At 66.5% G+C, this 11,857-nt stretch carries 13 protein-coding genes; 6 read left to right on the forward strand and 7 right to left on the reverse strand.

Annotated features, from left to right (window positions below; all coding sequences use genetic code 11):
• Nucleotides 1-24 precede the first annotated feature (24 nt).
• Nucleotides 25-954 (reverse strand): outer membrane protein assembly factor BamD, encoded by a 930-nt coding sequence (locus ACOEQ1_RS14930; RefSeq protein WP_419760031.1) that lies wholly within the window; start codon nt 952-954, stop codon nt 25-27.
• A 54-nt stretch (nt 955-1,008) separates the two neighbouring features.
• Nucleotides 1,009-1,593 (reverse strand): cob(I)yrinic acid a,c-diamide adenosyltransferase, encoded by a 585-nt coding sequence (locus ACOEQ1_RS14935; RefSeq protein ID WP_419760032.1) that lies wholly within the window; start codon nt 1,591-1,593, stop codon nt 1,009-1,011.
• 172 nt (nt 1,594-1,765) lie between these two features.
• On the opposite strand from ACOEQ1_RS14935, the gene zapE reads away from it, so the two are divergent.
• Complete coding sequence (gene zapE, locus ACOEQ1_RS14940) at nt 1,766-2,938, forward strand: cell division protein ZapE (protein ID WP_419760033.1); 1,173 nt, start codon at nt 1,766-1,768, stop codon at nt 2,936-2,938.
• A gap of 16 nt (nt 2,939-2,954) precedes the next feature.
• Here zapE and ACOEQ1_RS14945 read toward each other — a convergent pair whose 3' ends face one another.
• Both ACOEQ1_RS14945 and ACOEQ1_RS14950 read right to left on the reverse strand, forming a co-directional pair.
• Entirely contained in the window at nt 2,955-4,055 is a 1,101-nt protein-coding gene (locus ACOEQ1_RS14945; protein ID WP_419760034.1) for a glycosyltransferase family 4 protein, read from the reverse strand.
• Complete coding sequence (locus ACOEQ1_RS14950) at nt 4,052-4,954, reverse strand: UDP-2,3-diacylglucosamine diphosphatase (RefSeq protein ID WP_419760035.1); 903 nt, start codon at nt 4,952-4,954, stop codon at nt 4,052-4,054. Before ACOEQ1_RS14950 ends, ACOEQ1_RS14945 begins: the two co-directional genes overlap by 4 nt.
• A 235-nt stretch (nt 4,955-5,189) precedes the next feature.
• Between ACOEQ1_RS14950 and ACOEQ1_RS14955 the strand changes: the two genes are divergently transcribed.
• A complete protein-coding gene (locus tag ACOEQ1_RS14955; protein WP_419760036.1) occupies nt 5,190-5,372 on the forward strand; it encodes a DUF3553 domain-containing protein in 183 nt (60 codons plus the stop codon).
• On the forward strand, nt 5,372-6,397 hold the full coding sequence (gene moaA, locus ACOEQ1_RS14960; RefSeq protein ID WP_419760037.1) for a GTP 3',8-cyclase MoaA: 1,026 nt from the start codon (nt 5,372-5,374) through the stop codon (nt 6,395-6,397). Before ACOEQ1_RS14955 ends, moaA begins: the two co-directional genes overlap by 1 nt.
• Before the next feature lie 41 nt (nt 6,398-6,438).
• Here the strand turns inward: moaA and rpmB are convergent, their stop codons facing one another.
• The 3 genes from rpmB to ACOEQ1_RS14975 form a co-directional block, all read right to left on the reverse strand.
• Nucleotides 6,439-6,744: a 50S ribosomal protein L28 gene (gene rpmB, locus ACOEQ1_RS14965; protein ID WP_419760038.1), complete on the reverse strand. Its 306-nt coding sequence runs from the start codon at nt 6,742-6,744 to the stop codon at nt 6,439-6,441.
• Nucleotides 6,745-6,873: 129 nt separating this feature from the next.
• Nucleotides 6,874-7,152: a hypothetical protein gene (locus ACOEQ1_RS14970; RefSeq protein WP_419760039.1), complete on the reverse strand. Its 279-nt coding sequence runs from the start codon at nt 7,150-7,152 to the stop codon at nt 6,874-6,876.
• 22 nt (nt 7,153-7,174) lie between these two features.
• Entirely contained in the window at nt 7,175-8,986 is a 1,812-nt protein-coding gene (locus ACOEQ1_RS14975) for an ABCB family ABC transporter ATP-binding protein/permease (protein WP_419760708.1), read from the reverse strand.
• A gap of 132 nt (nt 8,987-9,118) precedes the next feature.
• On the opposite strand from ACOEQ1_RS14975, the gene ACOEQ1_RS14980 reads away from it, so the two are divergent.
• The 3 genes from ACOEQ1_RS14980 (at nt 9,119) to ACOEQ1_RS14990 (ending at nt 11,829) form a co-directional block, all read left to right on the forward strand.
• Nucleotides 9,119-9,973, forward strand: coding sequence for a DUF4743 domain-containing protein (locus tag ACOEQ1_RS14980; RefSeq protein ID WP_419760040.1), 855 nt, complete (start codon nt 9,119-9,121; stop codon nt 9,971-9,973).
• Between the two features lie 152 nt (nt 9,974-10,125).
• On the forward strand, nt 10,126-11,109 hold the full coding sequence (gene lpxC, locus ACOEQ1_RS14985) for a UDP-3-O-acyl-N-acetylglucosamine deacetylase (protein WP_419760709.1): 984 nt from the start codon (nt 10,126-10,128) through the stop codon (nt 11,107-11,109).
• A 78-nt stretch (nt 11,110-11,187) separates the two neighbouring features.
• Nucleotides 11,188-11,829 carry a LolA family protein gene (locus ACOEQ1_RS14990; protein WP_419760041.1) on the forward strand — a complete coding sequence of 214 codons (642 nt, stop codon included), beginning with the start codon at nt 11,188-11,190 and terminating at the stop codon, nt 11,827-11,829.
• Nucleotides 11,830-11,857: the final 28 nt, after the last annotated feature.

The raw sequence follows: 11,857 nt of genomic DNA on the forward strand, positions 1-11,857 counted from the left end.
CCCCTCCCAGCGTCCGGTTCAGATTTAGAACAGCCAGCCGAAGAAGCCGCCGGATGACTTGGGCGGCGGGGTCGCCGGACCGGCCGGCACGGTGCCGGTATCCGGCGTCGTGTCGGCGTCCGACGCAAGCGCGTTGGCGCCGCCGGTCTGCCGGTCGATGATGCCCTGGCTCGACAGCTTGGAATAGGCGTCCCGATACCAGACATTGCCCGGATAGTTATAGGCGAGCACCGCAGCGGTCCGCCGCGCCTCATCCGTCAGGCCCAGCTTCAGGTAGATCTCGGTCAGGCGCTCCAGCGCCTCGGCGACGTGGTTGGTGGTCTGGTAATCGTTGATCACCGTCTGGTAGCGCCCGATGGCGGCCGCGTAGAGGTGCTGCTTCTCATAGAACCGGCCGATGACCATCTCGTGCCCGGCCAGCTGATCCTGGCAGAGGTCGATCTTCAGCTGAGCATCGCGGGCATAGGCGCTGTCTGGGAAGCGGTTCACCACCTCCTGCAAGGCGCCGATCGCGTCATGCGTCGTCGCCTGGTCACGCTGCACGTCTGAGATCTGCTCGTAGTAGCAAAGCGACCGCAGGTAGTAGGCGTAGGCGATGTCGCGATCCGCCGGATGCAGGTCGATGTAGCGGTTGAGCGCGCTGATCGCGTCCGTGTAATGGCTGCGCAGATACTCCGTGTAGCCATGCATCAGCTGGGCGTTCGTGGCCCACGGCGAATACGGCGTGTTCTGCTCGATGTCGTTGAAGTCGTTGACCGCGCCCTGATAGTCCTGCTTTTGAACCGCATTGATGCCGTTGTTGTAGACGACTTCAGGCGGCAGCGTGGCGTTCCGCTGCTGAATCTGGGCAGCGGTCGGACCGGAGTTAAAGAACCCGCAGCCGGTCAGCGTCGGCGCGAGAATGAGGGCCACGGGCAGAAGCCGGACTTTGAGAAGCGGGCGATGCTTGGACATTGTCCGCGGCTTATACCAAAACGAGCCGCGCGCGAAGTCCCGAGAGCCGCGCTGTTACCGTGAACCGCCGGGAACCCACAACACCTCCTGACCCGAGCCGACGTTCAACACGCGGCTGAGGACGAAAAGATGGTCCGAAAGGCGGTTGAGCAGGAGCAGAGCGCGCGGATTGACCGCCTCCGAGGCCGCCAGGGCCACCGCAAGCCGTTCGGCTCTGCGAACGATCGTGCGCGCCAGGTGAGCATAGGCCGCGCCCGGCGTGCCGCCCGGCAGGATGAAGCTCGTCAACGGCGGCAGGCTCTCGTTCATCAGCACGATCTCGGCGTCGAGCCGCACTATAGCGGCCTCCCCGACCCGCAGGCGGGGCCGGGCGCCCGGCTCGTCCTCCTCCGGGGCAGGTGGAGCGCACAGGTCGGCTCCGAGGTCGAACAGATCGTTCTGGATGCGGGCGAGCATCGCATCCTCAACCGGCCGATCGCGCGTGTGCAGCCGCAGCATGCCGATGACCGCGTTGGCCTCGTCGACCGTGCCGAAAGTTTCCACCCGCAGGGCGTCCTTGCGCACCCGCTCGCCGGTGCCGAGCGAGGTCATGCCGCCATCGCCGCCGCGCGTCACCACCCGGTCGATCCGCACTGTCATGATCTCTCACCCTGCACTTGCGCCGGTTCTGGCGCGCGTCGGCTTCGATAGCCCGCACCTGCCCCGAAGTCACGGGCAGAGCCTCGGCGCCCCTCTATCCATGCAAGCAAGTTCAGCCAAAAGGTCCATTGCCTGGTAACTCCCTCGGCATTATGTGCACTGCAACATGGATATGGCAGTTCCCGTTGAGTCGGTGCTGAGCGGTGCCCCTAAGGGGTCTGGGCCGCTGGCCGTCTATCGCCATGCCGTTGCCAGCCAGCGGCTGCTCTCCGATCCGGCTCAGGCGGTCGCCGCCGAGCGCCTGCAATCGCTATGGCAGAAACTACGGCATTACGATCCGCCGGCGCGGCTGGCGCGCAAGACGCTTGTCGGGCGCTTCCTGCGCCGCAAGCCGGTGGATGAGGCCCCCGCCTCGCATCTGCACGGGCTCTACCTCGTCGGCGAGGTCGGACGTGGCAAGTCCATGCTGATGGACATGTTCTTCGAGACCGCCGAGGTCCCTCGCCGGCGCCGCATCCACTTCCATGCCTTCATGCAGGAGACGCACCGGCGGATATTCGCGTGGAGAGAGTCGAATCACGACGGCCACGACCCTATCCCGCCGCTCGCCGACCAGATCGCCGAGGAAGCCATCCTCCTCTGCTTCGACGAGTTCCAGATCAACGACATCGCCGACGCCATGATCCTCGGGCGGCTGTTCGAGGCGCTGTTCGAACGCGGTGTCATCGTTGTCGCCACCTCCAACACGGCGCCCGATGACCTCTTTCGCGGGCAGCCCGGCCGTGATGCCTTCCTGCCCTTCATCGCCATCCTCAAGCAGAACCTGGACGTGCTGGTGCTGGAGGCGGCGCAGGACTACCGCCGCTCTCGCCCGGACACCGAGGATACCTGGCATGTGCCGCTGGGCGCCGAGGCGCGGACAGCGCTCGACGAGGCCTTCGCGCAGATGACTGAAGGCGAGGCGGTGGCGCCGGTCTCCCTGCAGGTCATGGGGCGCACGCTGCCCGTGGTGCAGGCGTCGCACGGCGTGGCGCGCTTCAGCTTCAACGATCTTTGCGCCCGAAATCTGGGCGCGGGCGATTACCTCGCCATCGCCACGCACTTCCATGCGGTCGTGCTGGACGATGTGCCGCGCCTGACGCCCGACAACCACAATGAAGCCCGCCGGTTCATCAACCTGATCGACAACCTGTACGATCACCGGGTGAAGCTGGTGGCCTCGGCCGCCGCGATGCCGGACCAGCTCTACGCGGAGGGCGACGGCGCGAAAGCCTTCGAGCGGACGGCGTCACGCCTCATGGAGATGCGGACCGAGGGCTACTTCGAGCTGCCGCATCTGACGTAGAAGGCAAGGTTCCGGATCAGGCCTGAACCCCGGTTAAAACGCGCGCGTTCTTGTATTTCCGAACCGCGCCCCGGTTACGCAGCCCCGCCGTCGGCACGAGGTTGCCCAAAAACATCTTGGTCGCCGCCGACCACGAGAACCCCTCGGCGAAGCGCCGGCACAGCGCGCGATCGACCGTCAGCGCCGCCAGGGCCGCCGTCCGCAGGTCTTCATCCAATCCACCGACAGGCGGTGACGCCGCGCCCAGAACGTCGCGCGGACCCGTGACCGGATAGGCCGCGACCGGCGTGCCGCACGCCAAGGCCTCCAGCATGACGAGCCCGAAGGTGTCGGTGCGGCTTGGGAAAACGAGCACGTCGGCAGAGGCGTAGGCGCGCGTCAGCGCCTCCCCGGACAGCATCCCGGTGAAGCTGACATCGGGGTAGTTGCGTTCAAGGTGCGCGCGGTCGGGGCCATCACCCACAACCAGTTTGGAGCCGGGCAAGTCGAGGTTGAGGAACGCCTCGATGTTCTTCTCGACCGCGAGCCGGCCCGCATAAAGGAAGACCGGCCGGGGTTGCCCGCTCGGCTCGTCCCGCAGGCCCGGGTGAAACCCGGCCGTGTCGACGCCCCGCGTCCAAAGACAAACATTGGCAAAACCGCGCGCGGTGAGTTCCCCGATAAGGCTCGGCGTCGGCGCCATGACGGCAGAGGCCGAACGATGGAAGGACCGCATCCAGCGGTAGACGAGGCGTTCGGTCAGGGCGCGCGGGAAAGGCAGCCGTGCCGCGACATACTCCGGGAAGCGGGTATGGAAGCTGGTCGTGAAGGCCAGCCGCTGCCGCATGGCCCAGCGCCGGGCCGACAGGCCGAGCGGGCCCTCGGTCGCGATATGCAGCGCGTCCGGCTTGAAGTCCCGCAGCATGCGGTGAAGGCCGCGCTTCGGCCACAGCGCCAGCCGGATCTCGGGGTAGAAGGGGCAGGGCAGCGTGCTGAAGCGGTCGGGGCCGAAAATCTCGACCTCGATCCCCTGGGCGCGCATTTCCCGGACCAGCTGGCCGAGGCTGCGGACAACTCCGTTGATCTGAGGATGCCAGGCATCCGAGACGATCGCGACGCGTTCGGGCCAGCCGGTCATGCGGGAACCGCCGCCTCGTCTGCCACAGGGGCGTCGGCCGGAGCCGCCTCGCGCCCCGGCGGAACCACCGGCACCCGCGCCCGGATCGCCGTCGGCCAGTCGATGAGTTCGAACCGGCCATCATGATGCTCCACCAGCGCCGAGCATGTCTCCACCCAGTCGCCGGTATTGAAATAGCGCGTCGTCCCGATCATCCGCATCTCGGCATGATGGATATGGCCGCAGACCACACCGTCCATCTCGCGGCTCTTCGCTTCCTGGGCGAGTGCCACCTCGAAGCTGTCGATGAACTTCACCGCCTCCTTGACCTGGCGCTTCAGCCAGGCCGAGAGCGACCAGTAGGGGTAGCCGAGGTGCCGGCGCCCCCAGTTGAACCAGCGGTTCAGCACCAGCGCGGCGGTATAGGCGTGGTCGCCGAGATGGGCGAGGAACGCAGCGTAGCGAACGACGCTGTCAAAGGCGTCGCCGTGGATGACCAGCAGCTTCTGGCCGTCGGCGGTGACGTGGACGGCCTCCTCGGCCAGGCGGACACCCGCGATCTCAAGCCCGATGGGTAGCCAGTCGCGCAGCATCTCGTCGTGGTTTCCGGGGATATAGATGACCTCCGTGCCGTGGCGGGCGTGGCGGAGGATGGTGCGGAGCACCGCGTCATGATGCCGGTCCCAGAACCAGGAACGTTTCAATCGCCAGCCGTCGATGATGTCGCCGACGAGATACATCGTTTCGCAACTTGCGTCCGCGAGGAAGGCCGCAAGCATTTCCGCCTTGCTGCCTTTGGTGCCAAGATGCACGTCGGAGATGAAGACAGCGCGATATCTGGCCGGCTCAAACCCTTGGGGGCTGTGACCGGCTGCCAGGCCGGCTGCCAAACCGGCGAGGTTGTACGGCATGTTGTTCATGATGCGCGACTCGCATAGGGGTGAGCACAATCATGCATCCGACTATGCCGTGCTGGGCGCACATCCCAGTGACACTTGGATGAATCGCGTGTCATGTTGCGTGCCAGACCTGCATCGGAAGCGCATCCGTGCATTCTCACTCTGGCCGTTCACCATCAGCCACCCTACGTGGTAGGTCGTCGGCCGTAGCCAACCATAGCGCCTGTGCCCTAGGTCTCAAGGATAATCGCCGCTCATGGCGCACCAGACTTTCCTGTTCATCGAGCCCGGCGCGCGGGTCCGCAACCCCGCCTCTCCCGACTGGGGCGTGGGTCAGGTGCAGTCCGTCATCGGCGACCGCATTACCGTGAACTTCGAGGATGCGGGCAAGGTGCTGATCAATGCCCACGTCGTCGCCCTCGAACTGGTGGACGATTGATGCCTTCCGAACACAAACCGCTGATCGATCCTTTCGGGCGCGCAATCTCCTATCTGCGCGTCTCAGTCACCGATCGCTGTGACCTACGCTGCGTCTATTGCATGCAGGAGAACATGGTCTTCCTGCCGCGCGATGAACTCCTGACCTTCGAGGAGCTGGAGCGGCTGGGCCGCATCTTCATCCGGCTGGGCACGAAGAAGCTCCGCATCACCGGCGGGGAACCGCTGGTGCGCCGCGATGTCATGCGGCTGATCGACACGCTCGGACAGGAACTCGGGGCGAACGGTCTCGCGGAACTGACGCTCACCACCAACGGCAGCCAACTGACCCGCCACGCTGCCGGCTTGGCCGCGGCCGGGGTGCGCCGGATCAATGTGAGCCTCGACACGCTGGATGCCGACAGGTTCCGGGCCGTGACGCGCGGCGGGCGGCTCCAGCAGACGCTGGACGGGCTGGAGGCCGCCCGCGCCGCGGGCCTGCGCGTCAAGATCAACACGGTGGCGCTGAGGGACGTGAACGAGGATGAGTTCGACGATCTCATCGCGTGGTGCGGCCGCCAGGGCTTCGACCTCTGCCTGATCGAGACGATGCCGCTAGGCGAAACCGGCGAGGATCGGGTCAACCAGTATCTGCCGCTGTCGCTCGTGCGGGCAAGGTTGCAGCACCGCTGGACACTGGCGCGCGATGACACGCCCGGCCTGGAGGGCGTCGCCCCCGGTCCCGCGCGCTACTGGCGGGTGGCGGAAACCGGTCAGCGGATCGGGTTCATCACGCCGCTAACGGAGCATTTCTGCGACAGCTGCAACCGGGTGCGGCTGACCTGCACGGGCACGCTGTTCCTCTGCCTGGGCCAGGACGATCAGGCGGACCTACGGACCCCGCTGCGGGACGGTGCCACGGACGTGGAGATGGAGGCGATCATCCGGGCGGCCGTCGCACGGAAGCCCAAGGCGCATGACTTCATCATCGACCGCGAGCAGCCGACAACGAAAATCGCCCGTCACATGAGCATGACGGGCGGCTGACGGTCGATTGTCCGGCGCGCCTCAAGGAGAGGCACCAGCAGCTAGGCGGAGGTTGAGGTGCTCTTGCGGGCCTGGGCGCGCAGGATGCGACGCTTCATGGCCTTCGCCTCGGGCGGTAGCTGGCTCGCCGCCGTGTTCAGCAGAAAGCTGTCGATGCCGCCATTGTGCTCGATCGTGCGGAGACCGCGCGTCGTCACGCGGAGCGTGATCGGCGCCCCGAGAATTTCGGACATCACCGAGGCGTCCTGCATGTTCGGCAGGAAGCGGCGGCGGGTCTTGTTATTGGCGTGGCTGACATTGTTGCCAGACTGCACGCCCTTGCCGGTGATCTCGCAGCGACGGGACATAGGAAACCTCGAAAACGTCAAACGGGTCATGCCGCGCGAAGAAAAGGGGTGCGGCGTCCCGACGGAGGCGGGCTTATGGCCAATGCCGCCCCGCGCGTCAAGCTCGGCAACCGGGTCGCAGGGGTGTGGTCAGGCGTGGCCCTGCGCCGGAGGCTCGGCGAGAGAGGCCATCTCGCCGGACTCGACGCTCGCCCGCGCCTGATCGAGCACCGCGAGGACGGCGTCAGGACCCAGGTGCATCGTGAGCATGCCCATTGCCCCGCCTAGCAGCGCCGAAGCGATCGCCACCGGATCGAGGCTTTGCTTCGTCATGTAATCGATCGCCTGATCGACCACCGCGCCCGCGTGCCGCAGATCGGGGGAGGCGTTTTCAATGCCGGGAAGGTCGGACGGGTCCTCGGGGGTCATGCGCGCTATCCTTTGTCGGGGGCTACTCCGCCGCGTTCGCGGCAATGGCCCGTTCGGCCCGGGCGCCCTCTTCCTGCTCGGATTGAGCCGCCCACATCCCAGCATAGATGCCGCCTCGGGCAAGCAAATTCCAGTGGCTGCCCCGCTCGACCACGCGGCCACCCTCCAGCACAAGGATTTCGTCGGCATCCACGACCGTGGAGAGGCGATGAGCGATCGTCAGCGTCGTCCTGTTCCGCGCGACCGCCCGGAGCGCCGCCTGGATTTCTTGCTCGGTATTGGTGTCGAGCGCGCTGGTCGCCTCATCCAGCACCAGGATGCGCGGGTCCTTGAGCAGCGTCCGCGCAATCGCCACCCGCTGCTTCTCGCCGCCTGAGAGCTTCAGGCCCCGCTCGCCGACCTTCGTCTCGTAGCCGAGGGGCAGCGTCAGGATGAAATCATGCAGCTGGGCGTGCCGCGCCGCTTCCTCGATTTCCTCCGGCGATGCGGTTGGGCGGCCATAGGCGATGTTGTAGCGGATGGTGTCGTTGAACAGCACCGTATCCTGGGGCACGACCCCGATCGCCGCCCGCAGGCTGTCCTGAGTGAGGTCCCGGATGTCCTCGCCACCGATGCGGATGCTGCCCTCGCCCACGTCATAGAAGCGGAACAGCAGGCGGGTGAGCGTCGATTTGCCGGCGCCCGTCGGCCCGACGATGGCGAGGTTTCCGCCCGGCGGGATCGCGAAGCTCACGCCCTTCAGGATCGCCCGGTCAGGGCCGTAGCCGAAATGGATGTCCTCGAAGGCGAGCGTCGGCGCCGCGCTGCCCGGCGCCAGCTCATGCGCATCGGGGCTGTCGGTGACCTCGGCGCCCACCTGCATGAGGCGGAACATGTGCTCGGTGTCGACGAGCCCCTGCTTCAGCTCGCGGTAGACGAAGCCGAGAAAGGTCAGCGGCGTGTAGAGCTGCATGAGGTAGGTGTTGGCCAGCACGAAGCGCCCGACCGTCATGTGGCCGGAGGCGACCCCGGTCGCCGAGAGCATCATGATGGCCGCGAGGCCGAGCGCGATGATGACCGACTGCCCGATATTGAGCATGTTGAGCGTCACCTGCGACCGCACGGCCGCGCGCTCGTATTTCGCCAGCGCCGTATCGAACCGCGCCGCCTCGTGCCGCTCGTTGCCGAAGTATTTCACGGTCTCGTAGTTCAGCAGGCTGTCGACCGCCTTGGTCTGCGCGTCGGCGTCGCTGTCGTTCATCAGCCGCCGGAACCGCACCCGGTAGTTGGTGAAGGTGAGGGTGAAGCCGACATAGAGGCCGACCGCGATCAGGGTCGTGGCCGCGTAGCGCCAGTCGAACAGGCGCCACAGGATGATGGTGACCATCGCCAACTCGAACAGCGTCGGGATGATGTTGAAGATCGCGAACCTCAGCACCTGCTCGATGCCGTTGGTGCCGCGGTCGATGGCACGGGAGAGGCCGCCGGTGTGCCGGTCGAGGTGGAAGCGCAGCGACAGCCGGTGCAGATGCTCGAAGGTCTGCAGCGCGATCCGCCGCACCGCGCGCTGCTGCACGGCGGCGAAAACCGCGTCCCGCAGCTCCGCGAAGGCCCCCGAGGCGATGCGCAGCAGGCAGTAGCCGATGATGAGCGCCACGGGGACGGTGATGGCGGCCGAGGCTGGGCCGCCGCCGAGAGCATGCGCGCCTTTGGGCGCCAGATGATCCACCGCGCGGCTGTAGAGGATGGGGATGTAGACCGTCGCCACCTTGGCCAGGATCAGACAGGCGACAGCGGCACTGACGCGCAGCTTCGCCACCGGGTCGCCGGGCGGCCAGAGATAGGGCAACAGCATCCGCACGGTATGCGCTGCCGTATCCTTCTTCGTGGCGGCGGCCGCCGTGCTATCCAGGGGGTTCGTTGGGGAGGCTGTCGCCATTCTCCGCATGTCGCACGGCCTCCTTCACTCTGCAAAGGTCCCTCTCGCATGGCTGACGATGCCACTGGAATGTTCATGCGGCATCTACGCCTGTGCCGGAACGCCGTCCTGCCCGGCGAGCGGCTGCCGTTCCGCATCGGCGCCGACGCCGTGGGCTGGCTGCGCCCGGCCTTCGCGGGCGAGCTGAGCCGGAAGACGAGCCTCGCCCACGATGCCGACGGCGGCATCACCCTGCCTGCCGGGCGCGCGGCGGAACTGCCAGCCATCGCCGAGCATCTGGGCCAGCAAGGGCAATACCGGCTGCGGGGGGAAGCCTTCGACGTGCGAGTGAACGAGGACACGCCACCGATCACCATCGTCGACCGAGGCGCCGTGCCTTCCTTCGGCATCACCTCGCGCGGCGTCCACTGCAACGGCCTCGTCGAGCGCGCCGACGGACTTCATCTCTGGGTCGCCCGGCGGGCGGCGAACAAGCTGCTCGACCCCGGCAAGCTCGACCATATCGTGGCCGGCGGCATCTCGGCCGGGATGGGTCCGCTCGACACGCTGCTCAAGGAAGCCGGGGAGGAGGCCGCCGTGCCCCTGGCTCTCATCAGCCAGGCGCGGGCAGTGGGCCGTATCCGCTACGACATGGAGCGGGCGGAGGGCCTGCGCCGCGACCTGCTCTATTGCTACGACCTCGACCTACCGGAGGATTTCATCCCTCAACCCAGTGACGGCGAGGTGGAAGCGTTCGAGCTCTGGCCGATCGGCAGGGCGGTAGAAGCGGTCCGCGACGGCGACAGCTTCAAATTCAATGTCAGTCTGGTGCTGATCGACCTGTTCCTGCGGCAGGGGCTGATCGGTCCCGGCGACGGTGCCGCCGCGCTCCGGCGCGAACTTGATCACAATGTATCAGATTGAAATATGCAAATCTTATAAAAACAGTTTGTTATGCGGTAACACTGGGCAACAATCATTGACTGGCGGTCGCACCCCGGGAATGCTTTCTTCCGCTTGCATTAACAAGCGGCAAACGGCCGCTTATCTCGGTTGTAATGGAGGGGCGCACGGTGATGGATGGTCTGCCGGGATACTACACGGAGACGGCGATCCCGGCGGCTTCGCGAACCCTGCGCAACGCGATCGACTGCCGCGGCACCGGGCTGCACAGCGGGCTGGAAACGCGGCTGGCCCTCATTCCCGCCGGACCCGGCCACGGCATCGTGTTCCGCCGCGTCGATCTCGGCATCGACATCCCGGCGCGGCACGATTGCGTCTCGGATACGCGGCTCTGCACGCGGCTGGCATCGCCTGATCATCCCGAGGCCTCCATCGGAACGGTTGAGCACATCATGGCGGCGCTCGCGGCCGCTGGCGTCGACAACGTGCTGGTTGAGGTCGATGGGCCTGAAATCCCGATCTTCGATGGTTCGGCGGCGCCTTTCGTCTTCCTGATCGATTGTGCAGGCGTGGTCGACCTTCCGGCCGCGCGCGAGATGATCGAGATCATGCGGCCAGTGCTCGTCAGCGACGGCGCCGCTTCCGCCAGCTTCGAGCCGCTGCCGGCCGGCGGCAGCTGGGTCGGGCTCGACATCTCGATGGCGATCGACTTCACCGCCGCCGCGATCGGCCGGCAATCTTTTGAACTTCGGGTTTCCGAACCGAGTTTCCGTGCCGAGGTTGCCGGCGCTCGGACGTTCGTGGAGGCACAGGAGGTCGAGCGGTTGCGCGCCGCCGGTCTGGCGCTCGGCGGCAGCCTCGACAACGCTGTCGTCGTCGATGGCGATGCGGTTCTGAACCCGGCGGGTCTTCGCTTCGGGAACGAGTGCGTCCGCCACAAGGTGCTCGACGCGGTCGGCGACCTGGCGCTGGCCGGCGCATGCATCATCGGGCGCTTCCGGGGCAACCGCTCTGGCCACCGGACCAACAATCTTCTTCTGCGCGCCCTGCTCTCCGATCCCAGCGCCTTCCGCTACGTGACGGCGGGCGGTCTGCTCAGCCGCGGCTTCATCAGCGCGGGGCAGATGCCGATGGGTCTGGCCGCCGCCGCCGCGTGACGCGGCACACCATTCGGTAATCCCGGCTTCACGCGGGCGCCCTTCTCAAGCGGTCGCGGGAGTGCCAAATGCGGCGCTATGAACCGTCGCACCTTCCTCATGCTGGCCCCTCTGGTCGCACTCCCGCTCGCCGCCGCACCGATGACCGGGGCGCAGGCACAGCTGGCGACCGCCCCTCCGAGGACGCCGCAGGATCAGGCCGATATCGCAGCGATCGAGCAACACCTCAACAGCATCCACACGATGCAGGCGCGCTTCCTGCAGGTCGACAACAACGGCAACACCATCGGCGGCAATGTCTGGATGCAACGGCCCGGGCGCATGCGCTTCGAATACGATCCGCCCGATCGGATGCTGCTCGTCGCCGGGCACGGGCTGCTCGTCTATTACGATCCGGCAGTCCGGCAGACGACGAACCTGTTCCTGTCGAGCACGCCCCTCGGACTGCTGCTGCAGGACAATCTGAAGCTCGCCGGCCCGGTGACCGTCACCGGCATCGCGCGGGCGACCGGGCAGATCCAGATCACCCTGGTGCGGACGAGCAACCCCTCGGGCGGGACCATCACCCTGATCTTCGCGACCGATCCGCTCACCTTGCGAAGCTGGGTCATCCGCGACGCGCAGGGGCGCTCGACCCAGATCAGCCTCTATGACATGAAGTTCGGGGGCACCTTTCCTCAAAGCATGTTCACGTTCGTAGGGCCGCAGTTCGAACACTAGTTCGATTACCGACGGCGGTCATGGTGCA

This window comes from Acidisoma sp. (assembly GCF_965199065.1).
GTDB lineage: Bacteria > Pseudomonadota > Alphaproteobacteria > Acetobacterales > Acetobacteraceae > Acidisoma.

Bases quoted from the DNA above. Each gene is read 5' to 3' on its own strand.
- ACOEQ1_RS14930 (WP_419760031.1), bottom strand. From the start codon at position 954: ATGTCCAAGCATCGCCCGCTTCTCAAAGTCCGGCTTCTGCCCGTGGCC.
- moaA (WP_419760037.1), top strand. From the start codon at position 5,372: ATGCCTTCCGAACACAAACCGCTGATCGATCCTTTCGGGCGCGCAATC.
- rpmB (WP_419760038.1), bottom strand. From the start codon at position 6,744: ATGTCCCGTCGCTGCGAGATCACCGGCAAGGGCGTGCAGTCTGGCAAC.
- lpxC (WP_419760709.1), top strand. From the start codon at position 10,126: ATGGATGGTCTGCCGGGATACTACACGGAGACGGCGATCCCGGCGGCT.
- zapE (WP_419760033.1), top strand. From the start codon at position 1,766: ATGGCAGTTCCCGTTGAGTCGGTGCTGAGCGGTGCCCCTAAGGGGTCT.
- ACOEQ1_RS14990 (WP_419760041.1), top strand. From the start codon at position 11,188: ATGAACCGTCGCACCTTCCTCATGCTGGCCCCTCTGGTCGCACTCCCG.
- ACOEQ1_RS14935 (WP_419760032.1), bottom strand. From the start codon at position 1,593: ATGACAGTGCGGATCGACCGGGTGGTGACGCGCGGCGGCGATGGCGGC.
- ACOEQ1_RS14975 (WP_419760708.1), bottom strand. From the start codon at position 8,986: ATGCTGTTGCCCTATCTCTGGCCGCCCGGCGACCCGGTGGCGAAGCTG.
- ACOEQ1_RS14970 (WP_419760039.1), bottom strand. From the start codon at position 7,152: ATGACCCCCGAGGACCCGTCCGACCTTCCCGGCATTGAAAACGCCTCC.
- ACOEQ1_RS14945 (WP_419760034.1), bottom strand. From the start codon at position 4,055: ATGACCGGCTGGCCCGAACGCGTCGCGATCGTCTCGGATGCCTGGCAT.
- ACOEQ1_RS14980 (WP_419760040.1), top strand. From the start codon at position 9,119: ATGGCTGACGATGCCACTGGAATGTTCATGCGGCATCTACGCCTGTGC.
- ACOEQ1_RS14955 (WP_419760036.1), top strand. From the start codon at position 5,190: ATGGCGCACCAGACTTTCCTGTTCATCGAGCCCGGCGCGCGGGTCCGC.
- ACOEQ1_RS14950 (WP_419760035.1), bottom strand. From the start codon at position 4,954: ATGAACAACATGCCGTACAACCTCGCCGGTTTGGCAGCCGGCCTGGCA.